The organism is Streptomyces sp. NPDC096323 (assembly GCF_040302845.1).
Taxonomy (GTDB): domain Bacteria; phylum Actinomycetota; class Actinomycetes; order Streptomycetales; family Streptomycetaceae; genus Streptomyces.
Window position 1 is genome coordinate 439,562 of sequence record NZ_JBEOSI010000008.1, and the last position, 25,481, is coordinate 465,042.

Below are 25,481 nucleotides of genomic sequence, written 5' to 3' on the forward strand. Positions count from 1 at the left end.
CGCGCCCGTCCCCGCCGCTCCCCCACACCCATAGCCTAGTTCGTGTCCACATACACGAACACAGACCCCCCCCCCCCCCCCCCCCCCCCCCCCCGGGCCCCCCCCCCCCCCACTCCTTTTGTGTCGCTATTCGGTGGCGATGGCGCGGAGCACGTCCAGCCGCGCCGCGCGCCGGGCCGGCCGCCAGCCTGCCAGCGCCCCCGCCGCGATGCCCACGAGGGCGACCACGAGCAGCCGGGCGGGCGGAAGGGCGAAGGCGAACACGGTGTCGCCCGCCCCCTCGGACGCCTTGACCAGGACCCAGCCGAGGAAGCCGCCCAGCAGGAGGCCGCCGGCCGTGCCGAACGCGGCGACCAGGACGGACTCCCAGCGGACCATGGCCCGCAGCTGCTTCCTGGTCTGCCCGACGGCCCGCAACAGGCCCAGTTCCCGGGTGCGTTCGTGGACGGCCAGGGTGAGGGTGTTCGCGATGCCGAGCAGGGCGATCAGGACCGCCAGGGCCAGCAGCGCGTAGACCAGCGTGAGCATCATGTCGATGCCGCCGGCCGAGGACTGCGCGTACTCGCCGCGGGTCTGCACGTCCGGGTTCCCGTACGCGGCGGCGGCCTTCTCGACCGCGGCCTTGCCGTCAGCGGTGGACACCCCGTCCTTGAAGGAGACGGCGACCAGCGCGTCGGAGTCCTGGCCGCGGTGCGGGGCCCAGGCCTGCCGGGTGATGACGTAGTCGCCCGCCAGTTCCGGCTGTCCGTACACGGCCCGGACGGTGAAGGTCCGCTCCTTGCCGTCGGTGAAGGTGAGCCGTGCGGTGGAGCCGGTGTGCAGTCCACGCTTGCCCGCCTCCGTGTCGGAGACGGCGATGCCGTTCGTACCCAGTGCCTTCATGGACCCGTCGACCTTGCCGAGGTCGAGGACCGCGGAGAGCGCCGCCGGGTCGGTGACGGTGAGCGCGCGCCCGGAGCCGTTGACCTCCGCGACGCCCTTGCCGAGGCCGACGGCGGCGGCCACGTCGGGCAGTCGGCCGACGGCCGGGCCGAGGCGGGGGCTGAGCCCGCTGCCGCCGGCGCCGAAGGCGGGTGCGCTGATGGCCACGTCACCGGCGAACGAACGGTCGACGGTCTGGTCCATCGTGGCCTTCAGCGAGGCGCCGAACACCGTGAAGAGCGAGACCACCGCGACACCGATCATCAGAGCGGTCGCGGTCGACGCGGTCCGCTTCGGGCTGCGCAGCGCGTTGCGCCGGGCGAGGTGCCCGGTGGCACCGCGCAGCCGGCCGAGCGGCGCCCCGAGCACCCGTACCGCATACGAGGAGGCGACCGGGCCGAGTACGACGAAGGCGGCGAGCGCCAGCACCGCGCCGACGGCCGACAGCCAGACGGACGGGTCGGCCAGGACACCGGTCAGGATGACCCCGACCGCGCCGAGCAGCAGCACGAGGCCGGTGGCGGCACGGGTCCGGGAGGCTGCCGAGTCGTCGACGGCGGTCTCGCGCAGGGCGGCGAGGGGTGCGGTGCGTCCGGCGTGGACGGCGGGGACGAGGGCGGAGCCGACGCAGACGACGACACCGACGGCGAGCGGCAGCAGCATCGAGACACCGCTGATGACGAGAGGGCCGTCGGGGAACGGGAATCCGATCGCGGGGAAGAGCGCCTGGAGTCCGGCGGCGATCCCCAAGCCGGCGCCCAGACCGGCCGCGGAGGCGAGCACGCCGACGACGGCCGCCTCGGTGAGGGTCGATCCGAGGATCTGCCTGCGGGACGCGCCGAGCGCGCGGAGCAGGGCGTTCTCCCGGGTGCGCTGGGCGACGACGATGGCGAAGGTGTTGTGGATCGAGAAGGTCGCGACCAGCAGCACGATGCCGGAGAACACGAGCAGCAGCGTGGTGAACAGGCCGAGGAAGGCGCCGGAGATCATGTCTTGGTCCTCGGCGGCCGACGCCTGCCCGGTGATGGCCTCGGTGTCCGGGGGCAGCACGGGCCGCAGGGCGTCGACAAGTTCGTGCTGGCTGGTGCCGGGGCCGGCCCGGACCTGGATGCTCGACGCCTGGCCGGGCTTCGGCGTGAGGTGCTGCTCGGCGTCGGCGAGCGTCATCCCGGTGTACGTCACCTGCGCCATGCCGTCCTCGCCGCCGAAGGTGGCCAGGCCGACGACGGTGACGCGGACCGGGTCGGGGGTCCGCAGGACGGTCGTGTCGCCGATCTCCAGTCCGCCCTTGTCGGCGGTGCCGCGGTTGACGACGACTTCGCCGGGGGCGGAGGGGGCGTGCCCCTCGGCCAGCCGGTACGGGTTGAGCTCCGGGTCGTCGAGCCAGTTGCCGGCGAGGGTGGGCGGCCCCTGGCCGCCGATGGGTTCGCCGTCGGTGCCGAGCAGCTGGCCGGCGCCCTGGATGTCGGGGGCGGCCGCGGCGACCTGGGGCAGTTGCCGGATGCGCTGCGCGACGCCGGCGCTCACGGGCTGCCGGGTGCCTTCCGGCTCGCCGGACACGGTGACGACGTTGGTGCTGCGGACGACGGCGTCGGTGCCGCTCGCCGCGTTGCCGAACATGGTGTCGAAGCTTCCGCGCAGGGTGTCACCCATGACGAGCGTGCCGGCGAGGAAGGCGACGCCGAGCAGGACGGCGGTCAGTGTGCCGACGAAGCGCCGCCGGTGGGTGCGGAGCGAGGAGAGGCCGATGCGCACGGAGGCGCGGGTGCTGGTCATGGTGTCCCCTGGGTGCTCGGTGCGGGGTCGAACGCCTTGAGGCGGTCCAGTACGCGCTCTGCGGTGGGATCCGGCATCCGGTCGACGAGCCTGCCGTCGGCGAGGAAGACCACTTCGTCGGCGTGCGCGGCGGCGACCGGGTCATGGGTGACCATGACGACGGTGCGGCCGGTCTGCCGGACGGTGCGGCCGAGCAGCCGGAGCACTTCCTGGCCGGCGCGCGAGTCGAGGTTGCCGGTGGGTTCGTCGGCGAAGACGACGTCGGGATCGCCCGCGAAGGCCCGGGCGACGGCGACGCGCTGCTGCTGTCCGCCGGAGAGTTCGCTCGGCCGGTGGTGCAGCCGGTCGCGCAGTCCGACGGTGTCGATGAGCGCGTCCAGCCGCGCCCGGTCGGGGCGCTCCCCGGCCAGGTCCAGCGGGAGGGTGATGTTCTCGGCGACGGTGAGCGTCGGCAGCAGGTTGAAGGCCTGGAAGACGAACCCGATGCGGCGCCGGCGCAGCAGGGTGAGCCTGCGGTCGTCGAGGGCGCCGAGTTCGGTGTCGCCGATGAAGGCCGTGCCGGAGGTGAGGGTGTCGAGTCCGGCGGCGCAGTGCATCAGCGTGGACTTGCCGGAGCCCGAGGGCCCCATGATCGCGGTGAAGCGGCCGGCCGGGAAGCCCACGCTCACCCCGTCCAGGGCCCTGACCTCGGTGTCGCCCGTGCCGTAGACCTTCACCGCGTCGACGACGCGGGCGGCGGTCGTGGTGGCGGGAGCGGTGGTGGTCATGCCGCACCGCCCGTGCCATGGGTGCCGAACTGCTCGTCGAGGACGGAGAGGCGGCGCCAGTACTCGTCCTCGTCGATCTCCCCGGCGGCGAAGCGCCGCCCGAGCAGGGTGATCGGTGAGGGTTCGGCGGGTCCGTTGCGTTCGGCGCGGACCTGCCAGGGGCCTCGCCGGCCCCGCCACACGGTGCGCCGCAGGACGGTGACGACGGTGAGGACGACGGCCGCCCAGACGAGCGGGAAGAGGAGGACCCACGGTCCGGGTCCGCCGTCGAAGGCCAGGGTGTTCATCTTGGTCAGCTCCTCGGTTCACGGTGCGGTTGCACGCTTTTTCCGTCACCACCGAGCCTGTCTCCGCAGGGGGTCCGCGTCGTCGTACGGCCAGCGGCCGTGCGCGTACCCCGCCGGGAGTAGACGGCGGTCCCGCGGCTGCTCCCGGCAGCGGGTGGCCGCATCTGGATTCTGTACCTACTGGTATGTACAGTGGATGCATGACCACGTCCGACCGTCTGATCGAAGCCACCCGGGAACTGCTGTGGGAGCGCGGCTATGTGGGCACCAGCCCCAAGGCCATCCAGCAGCAGGCCGGTGCCGGCCAGGGCAGCATGTACCACCACTTCGCCGGGAAGCCCGATCTGGCACTGGCGGCCATCCGGCGCACGGCCGAGGAGCTGCGCGGGGCCGCGGGCCAGGTCCTGGACGCGCCGGGGTCGGCGTACGAGCGCATCGCGGGCTATCTGCTGCGTGAGCGCGACGTCCTGCGAGGCTGCCCGGTGGGGCGGCTGACGATGGACCCGGAGGTCATCGCGAGCGAGGAACTGCGCGCGCCCGTCGACGAGACGATCGCCTGGCTCCGCGGCCGGCTCGCCTCGATCGTCCAGGAGGGCCTGGACCGCGGCGAGTTCGCCCGTCCGCTGGTCCCCGGGGACATCGCGGCGTCCGTCGTCGCGACGGTACAGGGCGGCTATGTGCTGGCCCGCGCCTCGGGCTCGACGGACGCCTTCGACGCGGCCGTCCGCGGACTGCTGGCGCTGCTCGCCCCGCGTACGGACACCGCCTGACCCACTCTCGTACGCCATCCACTCCGAGGAGCACCTCGCGCATGCGCATCACCAGGAACCGGCCCGGTACACAGCCCGGACCGGCCGAGCACTTCAACGGCACCGTCTGGATCGACGAGGTCGCGGCACCCGGATCACCGTCCAGGCTGCGGCTGTTCAGCGTGCACTTCGCACCGGGCGGACACACCGGATGGCACACCCACCCGCACGGCCAGGTCCTCCACGTCACCGAGGGCGAGGGCCTGGTGCAGCGCCGGGGCGGAGCGGTGGAGGCGATCCGGGCGGGTGACACGGTCTGGATCGAGCCGGACGAGTGGCACTGGCACGGCGCCGCCCCGCGCACCTTCATGACCCATCTCGCCCTTGTCGAGGCGGCCGACGACGGCAGCACCATCCACTGGCACAACGAGGCCCGCGTCCCCGAGTACCCGACGGCCTGAGGAGCGCGCGATGCTCGCGATGCAGTACGAGATCACCCTGCCCGCCGATTACGACATGGGCGTCATCCGCGACCGGGTGGCGACGAGGGGCCACCTCATGGACGCCTTCCCGGGGCTGGGCATCAAGGCGTACCTGATGCGGGAGTGCGGCGAGGACTCCCCGGTCAACCAGTACGCGCCGCTCTACCTCTGGACCGCGCCCGAGGCCATGAACACCTTCCTCTGGGGACCCGGATTCCAGGGCATCGTGCGGGACTTCGGGCGCCCCGAGGTGCAGCACTGGACCGGCCTGTCGTACGAGGAGGGTCCGGCGTCAGCCGCACTCCCCCGGTCGGCCACCCGCCTGCGCTCGCCGATGCCGCCGTCGGCCGCCCCCGCGGACGTGGTCGACGCCGCGCTGGAGGAGAGCCGGCGGCTCGCGAAGGCCCCCGGCGCGGTCGCCACGGCGCTGGCCGCCGATCCCCGCCACTGGGAACTGCTCCACTTCACGCTCTGGGACCACGCCGCACCGCAGGAGGCGGGCGACCGCTACGAGGTGCTTCATCTCAGCCGGCCGGAGCGCGACCAGCTCGGGACGGGGCGCCAGTGGTGACCGCGGTGCGTACCGTGCTCGGCGACATCCCCGCGGAGGAGCTGGGGGTGTGCGACGCGCACGACCACCTCTTCCTGCGCAGTCCCGTGCTGCCGGGCCAGGAGCTCGACGACCCGGCGGCGGCCGCCGAACGGCTGCGGGCCTTCGGCGGGTTCGGCGGGCGGTCCGTCGTCCAGTGGACCCCGTACGGCATGGGGCGCCGGGCCGGCACGCTGGCGGAGCTGTCCCGCGCGACGGGTACGCATGTGGTCGCGGCGACGGGTCTGCACCAGGCCGTCCACTACCCGGCCGCCCTGCTCGACCGGATCCGGGACCGTCTCGCCTCGCTGTTCGTCGCGGAGCTGACCGTCGGGATCGGCTCGACGCCGGTGCGGGCGGGCCTGATCAAGGTCGCCGGCGCCTTCCACACGGTCGACGCCCACGCCCGGCTCACGATGACGGCGGCCGCCGAGGCGCATCACCGCACGGGGGCGCCGATCGCCGTCCACCTGGAGCTCGGCACGGCCGCGCAGGACGTACTCGACCTGCTGTGCGGCACGCTGGGCGTTCCGCCGCACCGCGTGATCCTCGGGCATCTCGGCCGGTCGCCTGACGGAGCGGCGCAACGGGACGTGGCGCGGGCCGGGGCGTTCCTCGCGTTCGACGGTCCCTCGCGGGCCCATCATGCGACGGACTGGCGGCTGCCCGAGGAGCTCGCGGCACTCGTCGGGGCCGGGTTCGGCGGGCAGTTGCTGCTGGGCGGCGACACCACCGTGCCGGAGACTCCGGGCATGCCGCACCTGCTGCACCGGCTGCGCCCGCGGCTGACCGAGGTGCTGGGAGCGGGGGCCGTGGACGCGATGCTGATCGCCAACCCGGCGCGGGCGTTCGCGTTCGAGGCTCCGGAGCGGTTCTCCTGAGCGCGGGCTCCGGCGCAGTTCCCCTGAGCGCGGGCTCCGGCGCAGTTCTGCTGAGGGCCGGAGCCGGCCCAGGCCTCCGCAGGGCCGGCTCCGCAGCGGCGGCAGCCGGCCGCCCCGTGCTCAGGCGAGCGCGCCGAGCGGGTCGTCCAGCACCGGCTGCCAGGCCAGCTCCGCCGCGCCGACCAGGCTGTTGTGGTCGAGGGTGCAGGGCAGGATCGGCACACTGCCGCTGCGTCCCCACAGGCTGCGGTCCGCGACCACCGCGCGCAGCCGTTCCGGGTCGGCGTCCAGAAGGGCGCGGTGCAGCCCGCCGAGGATGATGCGGTCCGGGTTGAGGATGTTGACGAGTCCGGCGAGCCCGAGGCCCAGCCGGTCGATCAGTTCCTCCGCGGCATTGCGCACCGCCGCGTCGTCGTACTCGTTGCGCAGCAGGTCACCGGACTGTTTGAGCAGCGACTCCTCGGGGCCGGGGGCACGTCCGGCCGCGGTGAGGAAGGCCAGCGGGTCGGTCTCGACGTCGAGGCAGCCGCGGCCTCCGCAGTGGCAGGGGCGTCCCTCGGCGTTGACGGTGAGATGGCCGACCTCCAGGGCGAGCCCCGAACTCCCGCTGTGCAGACGGCCGTCCAGGACGAGCGCACCGCCGACACCGCGGTGGCCGGTGGCGACGCACAGCAGGTGCTGAGCCCCGCGCCCGGCTCCGTGCCGGTGCTCGGCGAGCGCGGCGAGGTTGACATCGTTACCGGTGAACGCCGGTCCGGTGATGCCTGCTTCGCGGACGCAGGTGGCGAAGATCTCGCGGACCGGTGCGCCGGCGGGCCAGGCGATGTGGAGCGGATTGAGGGCCGTGCCCTCCGGCTCGGCGACGGCGGACGGCACCGCGAGGCCCGCCCCCACGCAGCGCAGACCGCTGTCACGCAGCAACCGTGCGCAGTGGTCCACCACTTCACCGATGACCTGCGCGGGATCGGCCGTGATGGTGACGCAGCCGGGGGCGGTCGCGACGAGCCGCCCGCCGAGCCCGACCAGCGCGGCCCTGAATCCGTCCGAGTGCACCTGGGCGGCCAGGGCCACCGGTCCGGCCTCGCGCACGGCCAGCCGGTGCGAGGGCCGGCCCTGCGAGCCGGCAGCCGAGCCGGGGCTGGAATCGACCTGGATCAGGCCGAGCGCTTCGAGCTCCGCGGCGACCGCTCCGGCGGTGGCACGGGTGACGCCCAGCTCGGAGGTGAGGACGGCGCGGGTGGGCGCGCGTCCGGTGTGGACCAGTTCCAGCGCGGGTCCGAGCGCGCTGCGGCCCCTCTCCAACTTCGTCCGGGTGGTGGTCCCCTTGCCGTTCATGGGGGCGAGTCTCCCATGATCCGGAGGTGGTGCGGACGCCGCGCCGCCCGGCCGCCGCCCCGCACCGCCCTGCTCCGGGGCATGGAACCGCCGCCCGGAAGCCGCCGTTCGGGTCCGTCGGGCGGCCGTCTTGCGCCCGTCGTGCGCGGGCCCCTATGCTGAGTTTGTGCCGCAACTAAACAAACTGCGGACGGCACTGCCGGGGGGACCGGGCGGCAACACCGCCCCACCCTCGTCGACACGCCTCCGTACCGCGCTGACCGTGTTCTTCGCCCTTGACGGGTTCCTCTTCGCCGGCTGGGTGGTCCGCATCCCGGCCATCAAGCAGCAGACCGGCGCCTCGGCCTCCACCCTCGGCCTCGCACTTCTCGGCGTATCCGCCGGCGCCGTGATCACCATGATGCTCACCGGCCGGCTCTGCCGCCGTTTCGGCAGCCATCCGGTGACCGTGGTCTGCGGCGTCCTGCTGCCGCTCAGCATCGCCCTGCCCGCCCAGACACATTCCGCACTCTCGCTCGGACTCGTCCTGCTGGTGTTCGGCGCGGCTTACGGCGGCGCGAACGTGGCGATGAACAGCGCGGCCGTGGACCTGGTCACCGCACTGCGGCGTCCCGTGATGCCCAGCTTCCACGCGGCGTTCAGCCTCGGCGGCATGCTGGGAGCCGGACTGGGCGGTCTGGTCGCCGCAGGCCTCTCGCCCTCCGCGCACCTGCTCTGCCTCACCGGAATCGGTCTGCTCGTCACCGCGTACTGGGGCCCGGTCCTGCTGCGCCACCCCTCGCAGAAGCCCGCCCCCACGGAGGCCGACGGCGAGGAGGCCGGCCACCGTCCGACCGGCCGCACACGCCGGGTAGTGCTCCTGTTCGGCGTGATCGCGCTCTGCACCGCGTACGGCGAGGGCGCGCTGGCCGACTGGGGCGCCCTGCACCTGGAACAGGACCTGCACGCCCATCCCGGGGTGGCGGCGGCCGGCTACTCGCTCTTCGCGCTCGCCATGACGGCGGGCCGGCTCACCGGCACGGCACTGCTCGAACGGCTCGGGCAGACCCGCACCCTGGTCGCGGGCGGCGGCACCGCGGCGGCCGGGATGCTGCTCGGCTCACTCGCCCCGACCACCTGGCTCGCCCTTCTCGGATTCGCCGTCACCGGACTCGGCCTGGCGAACATCTTCCCGGTGGCGGTCGGCAGGGCCGGCGAACTGGCCGGCCCGGGCGGGGTGGCCGCGGCCTCGACGCTCGGTTACGGCGGCATGCTGCTCGGCCCGCCCGCGATCGGCTTCCTGGCCGACTGGTTCTCCCTGCCCGTGGCGCTGACCACGGTGGCGCTGCTGGCTCTGGCCGCGGCGGCACTGGGATACGGGGCACGCCATGCGGCTGCCCATGAGTGAACCCGACGCAGGAGGGCCTGGCGCGGTCCCTGCCGCTCCCTGACACAATCCCTGCCGCTCCCTGACACAATCCCTGCCATGAAGATCACGGAGCACATACAATCCCTGGCCGCCGAGGGCCGGTTGCTGGCGGACGCGGCCGAGGCGGCGGGCACCGGCGCATCAGTGCCGACCTGCCCCGGCTGGCAGGTGCGGGACCTGCTCAGGCACACCGCGATGGTGCACACCTGGGCGGCCGCCTTCGTGACCGAGGGCCACACCGCGTACGTCCCCGACGCCGGCGAGCCCGACCTGGACGGAGCCGCCCTCCTCGACCGGTTCCGTACAGGGCACCGGCTGCTGGTGGAGGCGCTGGAGCGGGCGCCGGAGGACCTGGAGTGCTGGGCCTTTCTCGCGGCGCCGTCCCCCCTGGCGTTCTGGGCGAGGCGGCAGGCGCACGAGACGACGATCCACCGGGTGGACGCGGAGTCCGCACGCGGCGGCCCCCTCTCCCCCGTGGCGTCCGCCCACGCGGTGGACGGCATCGACGAGTTGCTGCGCGGTATGCACGCCCGCCCGAAGAGCAGGGTGCGCACCGACACACCGCGTGTACTGCGGGTACGGGCGACGGACACGGGCACGGTGTGGACCGTACGGCTCTCCACCGAGCCGCCGGCAGCCGTGCGCGAGGACGGTCCGGCCGAGCTGCCGCCCGTGGACTGCGAGCTGAGCGCCACCGCTCAGGACCTCTACCTCACGCTCTGGAACCGGTTGCCGCTCACGGCTCTCACCGTGACCGGCGACCCGGGTCTCGCCCGGTTGTGGCGCGAGAACTCCTCGATCACCTGGTCCTGAGCCGGCGGGCGGCTTGTCCGCCCGCCCGGGCACCTGTGACACTTCGGACATGGAGCAGCGAAACCAGGCCGACCGTGACGCGGTGACCGTCGAGATCGGCTTCGCCATGCTGACCGGAGCCCTGCTCGCCGGGGCCGCGTTCGCCCTGGTCTGCGCCCCCGCCTACCTGCTGGCTTCGGGCGGCGGGGTGGGCCGCGGACTGCTCATGACCGCGGCCGTGGTGGCCGTGCTGGTCTTCCTCGGCCGCGTCGTCGACGTGCTGTGGCGGTTCGGCCGCCGGGACGTGGAGCGCGAGGTGGACGGGCGCCGCCCCGTGCTGCCGGATCAGCCCAGCCAGCCCGGGCGAACCAGCCCCGACTCGTAGGCCAGTACGACCAGTTGGGCCCGGTCGCGGGCGCCGAGCTTCACCATGGTCCGGCTGACATGCGTCTTGGCGGTGAGCGGGCTGACGACGAGACGGCGGGCGATCTCCTCGTTGGAGAGGCCGATGCCGACCAGCGCCATCACCTCCCTCTCCCGATCCGTCAGCCGGGTCAGCGCGGTCGCCGCGGCGGGCTCCTTGGAACGGGCCGCGAACTCGGCGATCAGGCGGCGGGTGACACCCGGCGACAGCAGGGCGTCCCCTGCCACCACCGCCCGTACGGCCCGCAGCAGTTCCTCCGGCTCTGTGTCCTTGACCAGGAAACCGGAGGCTCCGGAGCGGATCGCCTCGAAGACGTACTCGTCGAGTTCGAAGGTGGTGAGCATGACCACCTTCACGGCGTCGAACGCGGGGTCCCCGGTGATGGCGCGGGTCGCGGCCAGACCGTCTAGGCGCGGCATCCTGATGTCCATCAGCACGGCGTCCGGCCTCAGTTCACGCACCAGACGGACGGCCTCCTCGCCGTCGGCGGCCTCGCCCGCCACCTCGATGTCCGGCTGGGCGTCCAGCAGGGCCCGGAATCCCGCCCGGACCAGCAGCTGGTCATCGGCGAGCAGTACGCGAATCACGGTGTCTCCTTCCGGTGCGCCGCCCCGCCGGCCGGCAGCGGGAGTTCGGCCCGCACCCGGAAGCCCCCGTCGGGGCGGGTGCCCGCCTCGATCGTGCCACCGAGGGCCGCGGCCCGCTCCCGCATCCCGGCCAGTCCGTTGCCGCTGCCCCCGGCGTCCGTGCCGGTGGCGGGTCCCTCGTCGTCGATGCGGAGCGTGATGCGGTCCCGCTCGTAGCCGACCCTGATGGCTGCGGTACGGGAACCGGAGTGCCGCACCACATTGGTCAGCGCCTCCTGGACGATCCGGAAGGCGGCCAGGTCCGCGCCGGGCGGCACGGCCCCGCGCTCCCCGTTCGTCGTGACGGTGACGGTCAGTCCGGTGCTCGCGGCCTGTTCGACCAGTTCAGGGAGCCGGTCGAGTCCGGGCGCCGGTGCCCTGGGCGCGTCACCGGGCGTACGGAGGGTGTCGAGGACCTGCCGGACCTCGCCGAGCGCCTCCTTGCTCGCGGTCTTGATGGTGGTGAGCGCCGTTCGGGCCTGCTCGGGGTCGGTGTCGAGCAGGGCGAGGCCGACACCGGCCTGGACGTTGATGACGGAGATACTGTGCGCGAGGACGTCGTGGAGCTCCCGGGCCATCCGCAGGCGTTCCTCGTCGGCCCGCCGCTTCTCGGCACGTTCCCGCTCGGCCCGCTGAGCGGCCCACTGCTCCCGTCGTACGCGGACGAACTCGGCGGCCGCGATGATGGCCACCACCCAGGCGGCGACGCCCACTTCCTGCCCCCAGGGCGACGCGCTGTCGCCGTCGGGGGGCAGCCAACGGTAGAGCCAGTGCCCCACCAGGAGATGCCCCGCCCACACCATGGCGACCGCCGACCACGCGGCCCGCCGGTGCCCGGCGACGACGGCGCTGAAACAGCCCACGGCGACGGCCAGGAAGACGGGGCCGTACGGGTAGCCGGCTCCGAGATACACCGTCGCCGCGGCCGAGGCCCCGAAGACGGCCACTACCGGGTGCCGGTGGCGCAGCAGCAGGACCGCGACGGCGGCGAGGAGGAGCAGCCGGGCGAAGAGGTCGAGCGGCGCCTTCTCGTCCAGCTGCCCGCGGGCCGCGAAGGCCGAACCGGCCATCACGAAAACACCCAGCAGGATCGTGGACGCCCAGGGCAGGCGGCCGGCGGGCCGCCCCGAGGCTCCCGTCAGCCAGCGCGGCGGCTCCCCGTTGTTCCAGAACCCCCACGGGCCCTGGTGCCCGGTCGTGCGTCCGCCCGGATCCCGGTGGCCGGTCGTGCGTCCGCCGGGGCCCTCTTGCCCGGTCGTGCGTCCGCGCGCCCAAGGGGGCCGACGCGACGGTCCGCCCTGTTCACCGGGGGGACCGCCGCCTGTCCGTGCGCGCTGCTCTTCCATGCCGGCCACGCTAGACCGGACACCCGCGCTCCGGCGTCCGCCCGGCGTGGTGATCACCCGTACTCCCCCGGGAGTACGGCGAACGGGGCCGGCGCGCTCGCCGGTGCTCCCGCCCGCCCTACCGTCGCCCGCCGAGGAGGCCGACGGTGCGGGCCAGCTCCGTCACGGCCTGGCGGAAGAAGACCTCACGCGCCTCCACGACGCGGTGGAACTGGCCGAAGATCTCGAATGACAGCAGCCCGAAGAGCTGTGCCCAGGCGGCCACCAGCGGCGCGGCCACCGCGGGCGGCAGGCCGGGGGCGATATCCGCGGCGATCCGTTCGGCCTCGGGACGCAGTTCCTCGGCGAGCGGCGGCAGCGCGAGCCCCTCCTCGCGGTGCGCGTCCTCGAGGACGGCGATGAGGACGAGGCCGACCCGGGACGCGGGGACGATGGTGTCCTGTGGTGCGGTGTAGCCGGGCACGGGCGAGCCGTAGATGAGCGCGTACTCGTGGGGGTGGGCAAGGGCCCAGTCCCGTACGGCACACGCGACCGCGACCCAGCGGTCCAGATGGGTGCCGGGGCGGACGGTTGCGGCGGCCTTCGAGGCGGCGGGGCGGGCGGGTGCGGCGCCCTCGGTCAGCGCGTGGCCGGCGGGAACAGCGGGGGCTGCGCCTTCCGCGACGGCCGTCCGGTGCGCGCGTTCGGCGGCTTCGCCGACGGAGTCGTACGCGTCGATGATCAGGGCGGTGAGCAGCTCGTCGCGGCTGGGGAAGTAGCGGTAGAGCGCCGAGGAGACCATGCCGAGTTCGCGTGCCACGGCGCGCAGGGAGAGCTTCGACGCTCCCTCGGCCGCGAGCTGCTTCCTCGCTTCGTCCTTGATGGCGGCGGTGACCTCGATGCGGGCCCGTTCCCTGGCTCCTCGGATAGCGCTCATGGGTGCCATTCTGCCACGGAGCGGGAGCACCGCCCAACAATGAGAGCAGTGCTCTTGCTTTTGGGCACCGATCCCTGCACACTGATCTCAAGCGAGAGCACCGCTCTCCCAAACTGTGGGGGTCCCCATGTCGCAGGCGAAGCCGTACTACCTTCAGGGCAGCCCGTTCACCGTCCGGATGAACAGCGTCATCGGGTGGCTGGCGCGGCACGGATTCAGCCTGCTCGGTTCGCAGGAACTGTCGGTGCGGGGCCGCAAGAGCGGGCAGTTGCAGCGCGTCCCCGTGAATCTCCACGCCTACGAGGGCGTGCAGTACCTCGTCTCCGCCCGCGGGCACTCGCAGTGGGTGCGCAACATGCGGGCCGCGGGCGGGGGCGAACTGCGGCTGGGCCGCAGGACGCGCGCCTTCACCGCCGTGGAGGTCGCGGACGACGAGCAGAAGATGCTCGTCATCCGCGCCTACCTGGAGCGCTGGGGCTGGGAGGTCAACCAGTACTTCCAGGGCATCACGGCCAAGTCGACGGACGCCGAACTGCTGGCCGCCTGCCCCGACCACCCGGTGTTCAGGATCACCGTCGAGAACTGACCGCTGATCGCGGTTGCGTCCCGGTCCGGCCCGGGCCCTGGCGCGACGGTCGTCCCTATCGGTCCATCGCCGACAGTGCCCGCTGCGCCAGCGGGTGCGAACGGACCAGTTCGGCCAGCGAGGTCGTCCCGCGCGTGATGCCCGCGAACGCGTTCCACGCCGGACGGAAGCCCGTCAGCACCGCGTGCAGCAGACCCGGGCGCCGCTCGAAGAGCTTCAGCATGCGCCGTCCCACGCTCATCTCGACACCGAGCCCGGCCTTGATGGCGAACGCGTAGTTGAGCGCCTGGCGGCGGGCATCCACCGCGTCGTGCGACTCCGCCATCCGTACCGCCCACTCACCGGCGAGCCGTCCCGATCGCAGCGCGAACGAGATGCCCTCGCGGGTCCAGGGCTCCAGCAGACCGGCCGCGTCCCCGCAGACGAGCACCCGGCCGCGCGAGAGCGGCGAGTCGTCGCTGCGGCAGCGCGTCAGATGGCCGGAGGAGATCGTCGGCTCGAAGCCGGCCAGGCCGAGCCGCGCGATGAAGTCCTCCAGATACCGCTTGGTGCCGCCACCGTCGCCGCGCGCCGAGATGACACCGACCGTCAGCGTGTCGCCCTTCGGAAACACCCAGCCGTAACTGCCGGGCATCGGGCCCCAGTCGATCAGCACCCGGCCCGCCCAGTCCTCGGCGACCGTCTCCGGCACGGGGATCTCGGCCTCCAGACCGAGATCCACCTGATCGAGCTTCACCCCGACATGTGCTCCTATGCGCCCGGCGCTGCCGTCCGCGCCCACGACCGCACGGGCCAGCACCGTCTCGCCTCCGGACAGCACGACCGCGACCGTGCGCCGGTCGGGCACCGCGGCACCGTGCTGCTCCACCCGGGACACCGTCGCCCCGGTGCGGAGTTCGGCACCGGCCTTCTGCGCCTCCTCGACCAGCCCCGCGTCGAATTCGGGGCGGTTGATGAGGCCGAAGAGCATGCGCCGGGAACGGCGGGTGCGGGCCAGTCTGCCGTTCAGCGAGAATGTGACCGCGTGGATCCGGTCCCGCAGGGGCAGTTCGAAACCGGGCGGCAGAGAATCGCGCGAAAACCCGATGATGCCGCCGCCGCACGTCTTGTAACGGGGCAGTTCCGCCTTCTCCAGGAGCAGTACCCGTCGGCCGGCGACCGCCGCCGCGTATGCCGCGGAGGCTCCCGCCGGTCCTGCGCCGACTACGACGACGTCCCACACGGACGAGTCTTCGTGCTCATGTCCGGCGTCTGCGTTCTCGCTGCTCACGATGTGCTTCTGCTCCCGATCCGACCAGTGGCCCAAGCTGCTCCCGGCATCCTACGGCGCGTCGCGGCCGAAACCTGCTGTGGGAGGATCGGCCGGACCTCCGTCGTACCCGCAACGCCGCACTCCTGGCGTTCATGTACCCGGATACGTACACATAACGTCGCACCTACCAGGAGCGTGCCCATGACCGCCCGTCCGATTTCCGAGACCGTCGCCTCGCTCATGCCCCGCGCCAAGGCGGAGCTGGCCGAGCTGGTGGCCTTCCAGTCGGTGGCGGACCCCGCGGTGTTCCCGAAGAGCGAGTGCGAGGCGGCCGCCGCGTGGGTCGCCGACGCGCTGCGCGCCGAGGAATTCCAGGATGTCGCCCTGCTCGACACCCCCGACGGCACCCAGTCCGTCTACGGCTTCCTGCCCGGCCCCGCGGGTGCGCCCACCGTGCTGCTCTACGCGCACTACGACGTGCAGCCGCCGCTCGACGAGTCCGCCTGGCTGTCCCCGCCGTTCGAACTGACGGAGCGGGACGGGCGCTGGTTCGGCCGGGGCGCGGCCGACTGCAAGGGCGGCTTCATCATGCACCTGCTCGCACTGCGCGCCCTGAAGGCGAACGGCGGGATTCCGGTCTCGGTGAAGGTGATCGCGGAGGGCTCGGAGGAGCAGGGCACCGGGGGCCTGGAGCAGTACGCACAGGCCCATCCGGAGCTGCTGGCGGCCGACACCGTCGTGATCGGCGACACCGGGAACTTCCGGGTGGGTCTGCCGACCGTGACCTCGACGCTGCGCGGAATGACGATGCTCCGGGTGCAGCTCGACACGCTCGAGGGGAACCTGCACTCCGGCCAGTTCGGCGGCGCGGCTCCCGATGCGCTCGCCGCGATGATCCAGCTGCTCGCGTCGCTGCGCGCCGAAGACGGCACGACGACCGTGGACGGCCTGACGACGGACGCGAAGTGGGACGGCCTGCAGTATCCGGAGGAGGAGTTCCGCAAGGACGCCAAGGTCCTCGACGGGGTCGAGCTGATCAGCACGGGCACGGTCGCGGACCGGATCTGGGCACGCCCCGCGGTCACGGTCATCGGGATCGACTGCCCCGCGGTGGTCGGCGCGACGCCCTCGGTGCAGGCGAGCGCGCGGGCGCAGATCAGTCTGCGGGTGCCGCCGGGTGAGGACGCGGCCGTGGCGACGAAGCTGCTGATCGCGCATCTGGAGGCGCATGCCCCGTGGGGCGCGCGGGTCACGGTGGAGCAGGTCGGTCAGGGACAGCCGTTCCGCGCGGACATCACGAGCCCGGCGTACACCGCGATGGCGGACGCGATGCGGATCGCGTACCCGGGCCAGGAGATGCAGTCCTCGGGCATGGGCGGCTCGATCCCGCTCTGCAACACGCTCGCCGAGCTGTACCCGCAGGCGGAGATCCTGCTGATCGGGCTCAGCGAGCCGGAGGCGCAGATCCACGCGGTGAACGAGAGCGTGTCCCCCCAGGAGCTGGAGCGGCTGTCGGTCGCCGAGGCGCTGTTCCTGCGGAACTACGCCGCCTCGAAGGCCGTCTGAGCATCGCCTGCGCCGCTACGCGCTGAGCGAAGCTCGCCCGAAGCGTAGATCCGTGCGGCGGACGCCCGCCGCTGCGTACGTTTGCCGCATGGATCTCGTCGAGGTGCTTCCGCAGCTGCACATGTTCCGCTTCCGGATCGGCCAGGCCTATCTCTGGCGCGACGGGACGGAACTGACCCTGATCGACGCGGGCGACGTGAACGCGGCGCCCGCCATCGAGGATGCGGTGCGCGGGCTCGGTCACGACCCCGCCCGCATCGCCCGGATCGTCCTCACCCATGGCCACCGCGACCACTACGGCGCGGCCCAGGAGCTCGCCGACCGGCACGGCGCCGAGATCCTGGCTCACCGGCTCGACGCACCGGTGATCCGCGGCGAGGAGGAGATCGGCGATCCCGTGCTGCTCGACTGGGAGCGCCCGTTGTACGAGCACGGGCTGACCGTGCCCGTGGCGCCGCCGACCCGGGTCGACACCGAACTGTCCGACGGTGTGGTGCTGCCGTTCGGCGGCGGGGCACGGGTCGTGCACTCCCCCGGCCACACGCCGGGCGCCATCGGTATCCATCTGCCCCGCCACGGGGTGCTGTTCACGGGTGACTGCGTCGCGGAGGCGGGGGGCGTAATGCTGGGCGTCTTCAACATCGACCGTGAGCAGGCCGTGGCCTCGTTCCGGCGGCTGGCCGCACTGGAGGCGGCCACGGTCTGCTTCGGCCACGGTGAGCCCCTCACCAGCGACGCGGTCGCGGTCATGCGTGCCTCAGCCGACCGGGACTCCGGCCTCCAGGTTGAGCACGGATGAGCGCTCGCGGGCGCGCAGCGCCCAGCGCAGCCGTTCGTACCGGGTGGGGGGCAGCAGGGTGGCCGCCTCCTCCTCGGTGACGAACCGCCAGCCGCGCAGTTCCGAACCGGGCAGCATCAGCTGCTCGGCGTCCGCGCCGGTCAGCGTCCCGCCGTCGAAGAGCAGCCGCAGCCCTCCGTATCCGGGCGGCCGGGGCGCCTCCCAGTCGACGACGAGCAGTTGGGGCACCCGTTCGAGGTGGATGCCTATTTCCTCGGCCACCTCTCTGATTCCGGCCTGCGCCGGCGCTTCGCCCGGCTCGACCACGCCTCCGGGGAACTCCCAGCCGGGCTTGTAGGTGGGATCGACGAGCAGTACCCGGTCGTGTTCGTCGAAGAGCAGGACGCCGGCCGCGACGGTCTCCGCCGTGGGGTCGGGTGTCTGGACGATCTCGCAGGCCGGAGCCGCCCCGGTGCGCACGGCCTCGGCGATGAGTTCGGCCGTCTCGCGGGGCGTGAGTGCGCTGTTGTCGATCGTGTGGGCGTCCCGGCTGATCCAGCCGAGCGCCGAGCGGTACGGCTCGATGCGGTCGAACGCCCACTGCCCGGTCCGGTCGGCCGGCTCCGGGCCGTCGGCGTATTCGGCCCGGTGGGCGATCCGTTGGCGCAGGATCGTTTCCTCGGGTGAGAGCAGTACATGACGGACCATGATGCGTTTGGAGGCGAGCCCTCCGAATATCTCGTCGCGATACTCCTGTCGCAGCAGCGTCATCGGCACCACCAGCATCCCGCCGACTTCGGCGAGCAGCGCTGCCGCGGTGTCCACCACGAGACGCCGCCAGATCGGCAGGTCCTGGAAGTCGGTCACCTCGGCGAACTTCTTCTGCGGCAGCAGGGACGCCAGTCCCGTGCCGGTCAGTTCCGGGTCGTAGAAGGTGCTGTTCGGGATCAGATCGATCAGTTCACGCGCGGCGCTGGTCTTGCCCGCGCCGAACGCACCGTTGATCCAGACGATCACGGTTCCCCCTCTTCCGTAGCCCCCTGTGGCTTGCCCGCCACACCCTGCCGTGAAAACACGACTGTGGCGATGGCGGTGCGCGAACGCAACAGTGCCCGGTGGCCGGCCGGCGACTTCCGGTACGGGAACGGCACCCGCCACCGGAGGCGTCCGGCCGTAACGGCGGCGGCGGTACGTCGTTGGAGCGGGCAGCGATACGAACGACAGGGGGCGGACCGTGCGTCGCACCGTACTTGAGCGGTTTCCCGCCGGAGGCCCGCGGGGCAGTCGGCCCGCGGAGGAGTTCGCGGCGGCCCGCCGCGGCGAGGGAGTCGCGGCGGAGGTCGTGATGAATCTGGAGCAGGACGCGTTCCTCGTGGTCGTCCTCCCGCAGCGGTCCTCGGACCGGGGCCGCTGACGTCCGGCGGCGGGGACGAGCCGCCTGGCCCGGTCCGGCGGCGCGGGACGAACCGCCGGGCCGCGGTCAGTCCGACCGGCTGGAGGATCCCTGCTCCCGTCCGCGCCGCCCTCGGGGCGACGTCAGGGCGTGTCGCCCCGCCAGTCCCACTTGTTCGGGTCTTCCGCCCGCGGCCCGTACTCGGCCCGGCCGCCTGCCCCGTAGGCACCGATCTCTGTGACCAGGGCGGATCCGTCCGCCAGGGCCACCTTCGTCCAGCCGGTCACGTCCAGCAGCAGCCCGTCGAGCGGGCCGCCCACCAGCTCCCTGTAGACCCGCCCAGGCTGCGGGCCCGGATCCGGGTCGTCGTGATCGGCGCCGTACACCCGCCGCCGCATGATCTCGTCCATGCATGAAGGATCGCACCCGCCACTGACAACGTCCTCGGTGAGCGGCCCGTGTGACTCGTTCGGCGGCACACGTGCGCGTTCGGGCCTTGATCCTTCCGCTGCGTACCGGTTCAATCACCAGATGACCGGGACCGATGCCACCCGGAACCCGTGGGCGGCACTGTCCGAACATTCTCGGCCATCCGGGCCTATGAGCCGGGAGTGGTTACCTGGCCTGGACTCCAACCGGGCCGCTCCGGTGGGGCACTCGTCAGCCTCTTCGACGCGAGGACACTCGAGACATGACCAGCCAACTTTCTGCGATCTGCTTCCATGCGAATCGGCCGGCCGATCTGGCACGGTTCTGGTCCGGGCTCCTGGGCTGGGAGTTGGCCGCCGGTCCGGACGACGAGGTGGCGGTGCTGCCCCCTGATCCGGACGGGTTCCGCATCCGCTTCCTGCCGGGCCGGGAGCCCAAGACCGGCCGGAACCGGGCGCACTTCGACCTGACGAGCACCTCTCTGGAGGATCAGCGGCAGACGGTGGCCCGGGCGCTGGAAATCGGCGGGAAACACATCGATGTGGGTCAACTCCCGGAGGACGGACACGTGGTGCTCGCCGATCCGGACGGCAACGAGTTCTGCGTGATCGAGCCCGGCAACGAGTTCCTCGCCCACACCGGACTCATCGGAGCTCTGGCCTGCGACGGAACGCAGGAGGTCGGCTACTTCTGGAGCAGGGCCCTGCGGTGGCCGCTGGTCTGGGACCAGGACCAGGAGACGGCGATCCAGTCACCGCACGGCGGCACGAAGATCACCTGGGGTGGCCCGCCGGTGGCGCCGAAAGCGGGCACGAACAGGCTGTACCTCGAGCTGGCGCTCCCGGCCGGCGCCGACGGGGTAGCGGAGATCGACCGTCTGACCTCGCTGGGCGCGACGCGCGCCGACGCCGGCGAAAGCGATGTCGGAGCCGGAGTCGGAGTCGGAGGCAGCAGGGTGTCGATGCTCGACCCCGACGGCAACGAGTTCTCCGTACAGATGCCCTGACGGCAGAGGCTGTTGCCATACGGCCTGCCTTCCACAGGCCGTCCGCCCGTGCCACGAACGGCCTCTCAGCGGGCCGCGACGAACCGCTCAGCCGGTAGGTGGTGGGATGCGCCAGGCGGCCGCACAGCGTGTCGATCCGGATCGTCGCCTCGTCGACTCGCGTCTCCCGAAGGCTGCGCAGTTGCGCGTGAAGCTCCGCCTCGTCCCCTGTCTCGAAGATCACTTCCCACCTCCCCACGTCCGGCGCCGTGCGAGCGGCGAGCCGCTGTCTTTCGGCCTCCTGCCGCCGCCTCCTCTTCCCTTGTCCAGGCACCGGCCAGAATCGCAGCTCCGTGCCGGCGCAGCAAGAAAGCCGGAACGCGCGCACGTCCCGTTCGGCCGCCGCCAGGAAGGTGCGACGCACCCAAGAGGGCCACTCCACCTCCACACCTTGATCACAACTTCATCACTACCGGAACATTGCCCTCCCGCGCTGCCGACGGCGCCGCTACCGTCGCCTCTCCACGCACTTTCAGGGGGACGTATGTCGCACAACCCGCCGTCCAGCCAGCCGCCATGGGGACAGCCGCCTCAGCCCGTCGGCCCCGACCCGTATACGAGTCCGACGCCACCCGCGCGCCGACCCGGCTGGACCAGGAAACGGATCATCATTCCCGCAGCGACGGTCCTGTTCTTCATCGGCGTCGGCATAGGCGCGGCGGACGACGGCGCCACGACCGAGAAGACCGCCACGGCCACGGCGACGCCGGCCCCCACGGTGACCGTCACAGCGACCGCGACCGCGTCGGCCGAACCCCGGCCCGCGGTCACGGAGACCGTCACGGCCCGTGCGAAGCCGGTGCCTGCCGTCACCAAGACAGTGACGGTCACCGCCGCACCCGACTCCGGCACCTCCGGCGGCTCCGGGTCGGACGACGGCGGTGGCGGCGACGAGGCGACGTACTACGCCAACTGTTCTGCCGTTCGGGCAGCCGGCGCCGCACCCATTCGCACGGGAGACCCCGGCTACGACTCCCACCTGGACCGCGACGGCGACGGTGTCGCCTGCGAATAGTCGCCCCCGCCCCCGCACAGGAGCAGGCTGGAGGTAGCGGCACGGAGCCGCCGGCGACTTGGCAGCTCTGGTCCGGCCGCCCCTCTATGCCGGAAGGGGATGCGTCACCATGCCTCAGTTCAGTTCATGGACGTCCATCACGGGATGAAGGACATCACGTCCGACCAGCTGATGCAGGCGCATCAGGCCGACCTGGCGATCGAGAAGGAAGAAGGCGTCCACTTCGAGAAGGCATGGACGGATCCGGCGTCCGGTACCGTCTACTGCCTTTCCGAGGCGCCCTCGGCCGAAGCGGTTCAGCGCATCCACGCACGTGCCGGCCACCGGGCCGACGAGGTGCATCCCGTCCCCCTCGCCACCTGAGAACGGCCTGGCGCGTCGGCCCGCCCAAGCCCCGCCGCCGGGGCGGCCTGTTGAGCACGACGCTTCAGACGGAGACCGCCCCGTCCGCACCCGCCCGTGCGGCGAAGGCCGCTGCCGCCGCGCCGACCAGCCCGGCGTCGTTACCCATGACGGCAGGCGCCACGGTCAGTTTCCGGACGAACGACAGCGCCGCGTACCGCCGCAGCGCGCTGCGCAGCGGGGCGAACAGCACCTCGCCCGCGCCGGCCACTCCCCCGCCGATCACCGCGATGTCGATCTCGACCAGGGTGGCCGTCGCCGCGATGCCCGCGGCCAGGGCCTGTGCGGCCCGTTCGAACGAGGCCACGGCGACCGGGTCACCCGCCCGTGCCGCCGCCGCGACCCCCGCCGCGGTCGCGTCGCCGTCCGGCCCGGGGCGCCAGCCGCCTTCCGCCGCGCGGCGGGCGATGTTGGGGCCGCTCGCGATGCGCTCGACGCAGCCGCGCCCGCCGCACGGGCACGGGTCGCCGTCGAGGTCGACGCTGATGTGCCCGATGTGGCCCGCGTTGCCGCTCGGGCCGGGGTGGAGGACACCACCGAGGACGAGCCCCCCGCCGACGCCGGTGGACACGACCATGCACAGGGCGTTGTCGTGGCCGCGGGCGGCACCCAGCCAGTGCTCGGCCGCCGTGATCGCCACGCCGTCGCCGACCAGTTCGACAGGGAGGCCGCCGGTCGCCGCCCTCACCCGCTCCACCAGCGGGAAGTCCCGCCAGCCGGGCACGTTCACGGGGCTGACGGTTCCGGCGACGGCGTCCACCGGGCCCGCGCTGCCGATGCCGACGGCCGTGGCCCCGGCCCACAGCGGCGACGCGGACAGCTCCGTCAGGACGTCGGCCACCGCCGTCATCACCGTCGCGCCGTCCTCGCGGGCGGGGGTCGGACGCTGCGCCCGCACGCGGAGCGTGCCGTCTCCGTCCACCAGCGCGCCGGCGATCTTGGTGCCGCCGATGTCGAGAGCGGCGACGAGGTCGGTATGCATGGGTGGGGACTCCGGGGGTGAGGGGCGGGACCTGCGGCTTCGGTCAGGGGTCCGCTCAGTCTCCATTCCGCTGACAACGTTGTCCAGGGCCTATGCTCGACGCCACAGCCTCCGGCCTCCTCCGCGGTGCCCCCCGCGGCGGCTCCGGACGGCCCGTACCCGAGGACAGGACAGCGCACCGTGGCCGAGACCGCCCGTCATCCCGAGCCCCGTTACGGCAACCGGCCGACCATGAAGGACGTGGCCGCCCGTGCGGGAGTGGGCCTCAAGACGGTCTCGCGCGTCGTCAACAGCGAGCCGGGCGTCACACCCGACACCGAACGCCGGGTCCAGGAAGCCATCGACGCGCTGGGGTTCCGCCGCAACGACAGCGCGCGTGTGCTGCGCAAGGGCCGCACGGCGTCGATCGGCCTGGTCCTGGAGGACCTCGCCGACCCGTTCTACGGCCCGCTGAGCCGCGCCGTGGAAGAGGTGGCCCGCGCGCACGGCGCCCTGCTCATCAACGGCTCCAGCGCCGAGGACCCGGCGCGCGAGCAGGAACTGGTGCTCGCGTTGTGCGCGCGGCGGGTCGACGGGCTCATCGTGATCCCGGCCGGGGACGACCACCGCTATCTCGAACCGGAGATCAAGGCCGGCATAGCGACGGTCTTCGTGGACCGTCCGGCCGGCCGGATCGAGGCCGACATGGTGCTCTCGGACAGCTTCGGCGGCGCCCGCGAAGGCGTCGCCCATCTGATCGCGCACGGCCACCGCCGGATCGGGTTCATCGGTGACCAGCCGCGGATCCACACGGCCACCGAGCGCCTGCGCGGGTATCACACCGCCATGACCGACGCCGGGATAACGGTCGCGGACTCCTGGGTCTCGCTCGGCTCCACGGAGCCCGAGCGGGTCCGCCTGGCCGCCGAGACCATGCTCTCCGGCCCCGAACCGGTCACCGCACTGTTCGCGGGGAACAACCGTGTGACGGTGACCGCCGTACGCGTACTGGCAGGCCGCGAACGCCCGGCCGCCCTGGTCGGCTTCGACGACATCGAGCTCGCGGACCTGCTCGGCATCACCGTCATCTCCCAGGACGCGGCGGCCGTCGGCCGCACCGCGGCCGAACACCTCTTCCGCCGGCTCGACGGCGCCGACCACGCACCGGCACGCGTCGAGCTCCCGACGAGGCTGATCCCCCGCGGTTCGGGCGAGCTGCGCCCGGCCTGAGCCGGGCGGCGGGGCGCCGGCGGACTACGGCGTCGTCACGGTCAGTCCGCCACGCCGCGGTGAGGCGAAGGCGTCCAGGTCCGCGCGGGTGAGCCCGGTCAGCCGGGCCACCTCCGCGGTGTCGAGGGCTCCGCAGTCGATGCCCCGCAGCAGGTAGCCGCTGAGCGCCTTGGCGGTGGCGGGTTCGTCCATCACGTCGCCCCCCGACTTCGCCACGTAGGCGGCGAGCCGGGCCGCGGCCTGCTCGAGGCCCTCGCGGTAGAAGGTGTAGACGGCCGCGTAGCGGGTCGGGAGGTGGCCCGGGTGCATGTCCCAGCCCTGGTAGTACGCGCGGGCCAGGGCGCGCCGGGTGAGGCCGTAGTGGAGCCGCCAGGCCTTGTGCACCTGGGGGGTCGGGCCCACGGGCAGGATGTTGGTGGAGCCGTCGGAGACTCGTACGCCGGTGCCGGCGGCGGCCACCTGCATCACGGCCTTCGCGTGGTCGGCCGCCGGGTGGTCGCTCGCCTGGTACGCGGCGCTGACTCCGACGCAGGCGCTGTAGTCGAACGTTCCGTAGTGCAGGCCCGTCGCCCGGCCCTGCGCGGCGTCGATCATGCGGGCGACGGCGGCGGTTCCGTCGGCTGCGAGGATCGACTGGCTCGTCTCGATCTGGATCTCGAAGCCGAGCCGCCCGGAGGGCAGGGCGTGCGCCTCCTCGAAGGCTTCGAGGAGCTGGACGAAGGCGGTGACCTGTTCGGGGTAGGTCACCTTGGGCAGGGTGAGCACGAGCCCGTCGGGAAGGCCGCCCGCTTCGATCAGGCCCGTGAGGAACACGTCCGTGGTGCGGATGCCCCGGTCGCGTACGGCGGCTTCCATGCATTTCATCCGGATGCCCATGTACGGCGCGGCGGTGCCGTTCGCGTACGCCTCGGAGATCAGCCGGGCCGCGCGGGCCGCGGCCTCGTCCTCCTCGGCGTCGGACCGGGGGCCGTAGCCGTCCTCGAAGTCGATCCGCAGGTCCTCGACGGGCTCACGGCTCAACTTGGCGCGCACGCGGTCGTGGACGGGTCCGGCGAGCTCGTCCGGGATGCCGAGGACCGCGGCGAGCGAAGCGGCGTCGGGGGCGTGCTCGTCGAGCGCCGCCAGCGCCTGGTCGCCCCAGGATCGGAGGGTGCCTGCGGTGAAGGTGTCCCCGGGTACGTAGACCGTGTGGATGGGCTGGCGCGTCCCCGGGTCGCCCGGGTAACGGCGGGCGAGTTCGGCGTCCACCGCCTTGAGGGAGGCGCTGATCCCGTCGCTGACCGCACCGGCGAGGCTCGTCGCCACCTTCTCCTGCTGACCCATTTCCGCACCCTCCACGCTCTCGCTGTTTCCGCTTCCCGGAATCAACAATCCGTATAGTGAAGTTATAAGCCCGCCGTACGTGCGTCAATGGTGACCGGAAACGGCGCGGGGGCGGCGGGGGGGGTGAACCGGGCGCCCCCCCCCGGGGGGGAAGAGCAGCCGGGGGGGCAGCCCCTGTCGGCGGTGGACTCTGTCGGGTGGG

Annotated in this window: 27 protein-coding genes; 15 read left to right on the forward strand and 12 right to left on the reverse strand. The window is 72.8% G+C overall.

Annotated features, from left to right (window positions below; translation table 11 throughout):
* Positions 1 to 126 precede the first annotated feature (126 nt).
* From ABTX18_RS24175 to ABTX18_RS24185, 3 genes are read right to left on the reverse strand one after another with little or no spacing between them, the layout of a single operon-like run.
* A complete protein-coding gene (locus tag ABTX18_RS24175; RefSeq protein WP_352124817.1) occupies positions 127 to 2,697 on the reverse strand; it encodes an ABC transporter permease in 2,571 nt (856 codons plus the stop codon).
* Positions 2,694 to 3,464 carry an ABC transporter ATP-binding protein gene (locus ABTX18_RS24180; protein WP_352124818.1) on the reverse strand — a complete coding sequence of 257 codons (771 nt, stop codon included), beginning with the start codon at positions 3,462 to 3,464 and terminating at the stop codon, positions 2,694 to 2,696. The genes ABTX18_RS24175 and ABTX18_RS24180 overlap by 4 nt, the downstream gene beginning before the upstream one ends.
* Positions 3,461 to 3,751 (reverse strand): SHOCT domain-containing protein, encoded by a 291-nt coding sequence (locus ABTX18_RS24185; protein WP_352124819.1) that lies wholly within the window; start codon positions 3,749 to 3,751, stop codon positions 3,461 to 3,463. Before ABTX18_RS24185 ends, ABTX18_RS24180 begins: the two co-directional genes overlap by 4 nt.
* A gap of 200 nt (positions 3,752 to 3,951) precedes the next feature.
* Here ABTX18_RS24185 and ABTX18_RS24190 point away from each other — a divergent pair, with 200 nt between their 5' ends.
* The 4 genes from ABTX18_RS24190 to ABTX18_RS24205 are packed head-to-tail and all read left to right on the forward strand — an operon-like array spanning position 3,952 to position 6,452.
* On the forward strand, positions 3,952 to 4,521 hold the full coding sequence (locus ABTX18_RS24190) for a TetR/AcrR family transcriptional regulator (protein WP_352124820.1): 570 nt from the start codon (positions 3,952 to 3,954) through the stop codon (positions 4,519 to 4,521).
* Between the two features lie 41 nt (positions 4,522 to 4,562).
* Complete coding sequence (locus tag ABTX18_RS24195) at positions 4,563 to 4,961, forward strand: (R)-mandelonitrile lyase (RefSeq protein ID WP_352124821.1); 399 nt, start codon at positions 4,563 to 4,565, stop codon at positions 4,959 to 4,961.
* A gap of 10 nt (positions 4,962 to 4,971) precedes the next feature.
* Entirely contained in the window at positions 4,972 to 5,553 is a 582-nt protein-coding gene (locus tag ABTX18_RS24200; RefSeq protein ID WP_352124822.1) for a DUF4865 family protein, read from the forward strand.
* Entirely contained in the window at positions 5,547 to 6,452 is a 906-nt protein-coding gene (locus tag ABTX18_RS24205) for a phosphotriesterase family protein (protein ID WP_352124823.1), read from the forward strand. The genes ABTX18_RS24200 and ABTX18_RS24205 overlap by 7 nt, the downstream gene beginning before the upstream one ends.
* A gap of 120 nt (positions 6,453 to 6,572) precedes the next feature.
* Here ABTX18_RS24205 and ABTX18_RS24210 read toward each other — a convergent pair whose 3' ends face one another.
* The gene (locus ABTX18_RS24210; RefSeq protein ID WP_352124824.1) at positions 6,573 to 7,787 is read right to left on the reverse strand and encodes an ROK family protein; all 1,215 of its coding nucleotides are present in this window, start codon (positions 7,785 to 7,787) and stop codon (positions 6,573 to 6,575) included.
* Between the two features lie 166 nt (positions 7,788 to 7,953).
* Between ABTX18_RS24210 and ABTX18_RS24215 the strand changes: the two genes are divergently transcribed.
* The 3 genes from ABTX18_RS24215 (at position 7,954) to ABTX18_RS24225 (ending at position 10,372) form a co-directional block, all read left to right on the forward strand.
* Positions 7,954 to 9,174, forward strand: a complete 1,221-nt coding sequence (locus ABTX18_RS24215) for an MFS transporter (protein WP_352124825.1) — start codon at positions 7,954 to 7,956, stop codon at positions 9,172 to 9,174.
* 78 nt (positions 9,175 to 9,252) lie between these two features.
* A complete protein-coding gene (locus ABTX18_RS24220) occupies positions 9,253 to 10,008 on the forward strand; it encodes a maleylpyruvate isomerase family mycothiol-dependent enzyme (RefSeq protein WP_352124826.1) in 756 nt (251 codons plus the stop codon).
* Positions 10,009 to 10,057: 49 nt separating this feature from the next.
* On the forward strand, positions 10,058 to 10,372 hold the full coding sequence (locus tag ABTX18_RS24225) for a DUF6332 family protein (RefSeq protein WP_352124827.1): 315 nt from the start codon (positions 10,058 to 10,060) through the stop codon (positions 10,370 to 10,372).
* Here ABTX18_RS24225 and ABTX18_RS24230 read toward each other — a convergent pair.
* The 3 genes from ABTX18_RS24230 to ABTX18_RS24240 form a co-directional block, all read right to left on the reverse strand.
* Positions 10,333 to 10,998 (reverse strand): response regulator, encoded by a 666-nt coding sequence (locus tag ABTX18_RS24230; protein WP_352124828.1) that lies wholly within the window; start codon positions 10,996 to 10,998, stop codon positions 10,333 to 10,335. The genes ABTX18_RS24225 and ABTX18_RS24230 overlap by 40 nt on opposite strands.
* The gene (locus tag ABTX18_RS24235) at positions 10,995 to 12,383 is read right to left on the reverse strand and encodes a sensor histidine kinase (RefSeq protein WP_503061196.1); all 1,389 of its coding nucleotides are present in this window, start codon (positions 12,381 to 12,383) and stop codon (positions 10,995 to 10,997) included. The genes ABTX18_RS24230 and ABTX18_RS24235 overlap by 4 nt, the downstream gene beginning before the upstream one ends.
* Before the next feature lie 118 nt (positions 12,384 to 12,501).
* Positions 12,502 to 13,299: a TetR/AcrR family transcriptional regulator gene (locus tag ABTX18_RS24240; protein ID WP_352124829.1), complete on the reverse strand. Its 798-nt coding sequence runs from the start codon at positions 13,297 to 13,299 to the stop codon at positions 12,502 to 12,504.
* Between the two features lie 127 nt (positions 13,300 to 13,426).
* On the opposite strand from ABTX18_RS24240, the gene ABTX18_RS24245 reads away from it, so the two are divergent.
* A complete protein-coding gene (locus ABTX18_RS24245) occupies positions 13,427 to 13,885 on the forward strand; it encodes a nitroreductase family deazaflavin-dependent oxidoreductase (protein WP_352124830.1) in 459 nt (152 codons plus the stop codon).
* Between the two features lie 55 nt (positions 13,886 to 13,940).
* Here the strand turns inward: ABTX18_RS24245 and ABTX18_RS24250 are convergent, their stop codons facing one another.
* Positions 13,941 to 15,155, reverse strand: a complete 1,215-nt coding sequence (locus ABTX18_RS24250; RefSeq protein WP_352124831.1) for a geranylgeranyl reductase family protein — start codon at positions 15,153 to 15,155, stop codon at positions 13,941 to 13,943.
* Between the two features lie 183 nt (positions 15,156 to 15,338).
* Here ABTX18_RS24250 and ABTX18_RS24255 point away from each other — a divergent pair, with 183 nt between their 5' ends.
* Both ABTX18_RS24255 and ABTX18_RS24260 read left to right on the forward strand, forming a co-directional pair.
* Positions 15,339 to 16,703: a dipeptidase gene (locus ABTX18_RS24255; RefSeq protein WP_352124832.1), complete on the forward strand. Its 1,365-nt coding sequence runs from the start codon at positions 15,339 to 15,341 to the stop codon at positions 16,701 to 16,703.
* An 88-nt stretch (positions 16,704 to 16,791) separates the two neighbouring features.
* A complete protein-coding gene (locus ABTX18_RS24260; RefSeq protein WP_352124833.1) occupies positions 16,792 to 17,502 on the forward strand; it encodes an MBL fold metallo-hydrolase in 711 nt (236 codons plus the stop codon).
* On the opposite strand, the gene ABTX18_RS24265 is transcribed toward ABTX18_RS24260, so the two are convergent.
* Positions 17,461 to 18,498 carry an NUDIX hydrolase gene (locus tag ABTX18_RS24265; protein WP_352124834.1) on the reverse strand — a complete coding sequence of 346 codons (1,038 nt, stop codon included), beginning with the start codon at positions 18,496 to 18,498 and terminating at the stop codon, positions 17,461 to 17,463. The genes ABTX18_RS24260 and ABTX18_RS24265 overlap by 42 nt on opposite strands.
* A gap of 217 nt (positions 18,499 to 18,715) precedes the next feature.
* On the opposite strand from ABTX18_RS24265, the gene ABTX18_RS24270 reads away from it, so the two are divergent.
* Positions 18,716 to 18,895, forward strand: coding sequence for a DUF8839 family protein (locus ABTX18_RS24270; RefSeq protein WP_352124835.1), 180 nt, complete (start codon positions 18,716 to 18,718; stop codon positions 18,893 to 18,895).
* Positions 18,896 to 19,017: 122 nt separating this feature from the next.
* Here ABTX18_RS24270 and ABTX18_RS24275 read toward each other — a convergent pair whose 3' ends face one another.
* On the reverse strand, positions 19,018 to 19,284 hold the full coding sequence (locus tag ABTX18_RS24275) for a hypothetical protein (protein WP_352124836.1): 267 nt from the start codon (positions 19,282 to 19,284) through the stop codon (positions 19,018 to 19,020).
* Between the two features lie 281 nt (positions 19,285 to 19,565).
* On the opposite strand from ABTX18_RS24275, the gene ABTX18_RS24280 reads away from it, so the two are divergent.
* From ABTX18_RS24280 to ABTX18_RS24290, 3 genes are all read left to right on the forward strand, one after another.
* Complete coding sequence (locus tag ABTX18_RS24280; protein WP_352124837.1) at positions 19,566 to 20,309, forward strand: VOC family protein; 744 nt, start codon at positions 19,566 to 19,568, stop codon at positions 20,307 to 20,309.
* A 523-nt stretch (positions 20,310 to 20,832) separates the two neighbouring features.
* Complete coding sequence (locus ABTX18_RS24285) at positions 20,833 to 21,363, forward strand: excalibur calcium-binding domain-containing protein (RefSeq protein ID WP_352124838.1); 531 nt, start codon at positions 20,833 to 20,835, stop codon at positions 21,361 to 21,363.
* Between the two features lie 126 nt (positions 21,364 to 21,489).
* The gene (locus tag ABTX18_RS24290) at positions 21,490 to 21,726 is read left to right on the forward strand and encodes an SCO4226 family nickel-binding protein (protein ID WP_352124839.1); all 237 of its coding nucleotides are present in this window, start codon (positions 21,490 to 21,492) and stop codon (positions 21,724 to 21,726) included.
* A 64-nt stretch (positions 21,727 to 21,790) separates the two neighbouring features.
* Here the strand turns inward: ABTX18_RS24290 and ABTX18_RS24295 are convergent, their stop codons facing one another.
* The gene (locus ABTX18_RS24295) at positions 21,791 to 22,747 is read right to left on the reverse strand and encodes an ROK family protein (RefSeq protein WP_352124840.1); all 957 of its coding nucleotides are present in this window, start codon (positions 22,745 to 22,747) and stop codon (positions 21,791 to 21,793) included.
* Between the two features lie 180 nt (positions 22,748 to 22,927).
* Here ABTX18_RS24295 and ABTX18_RS24300 point away from each other — a divergent pair, with 180 nt between their 5' ends.
* A complete protein-coding gene (locus tag ABTX18_RS24300; RefSeq protein ID WP_352124841.1) occupies positions 22,928 to 23,956 on the forward strand; it encodes a LacI family DNA-binding transcriptional regulator in 1,029 nt (342 codons plus the stop codon).
* 24 nt (positions 23,957 to 23,980) lie between these two features.
* On the opposite strand, the gene ABTX18_RS24305 is transcribed toward ABTX18_RS24300, so the two are convergent.
* Entirely contained in the window at positions 23,981 to 25,279 is a 1,299-nt protein-coding gene (locus tag ABTX18_RS24305; RefSeq protein ID WP_352124842.1) for a DUF6986 family protein, read from the reverse strand.
* Between the last annotated feature and the right edge of the window lie 202 nt (positions 25,280 to 25,481).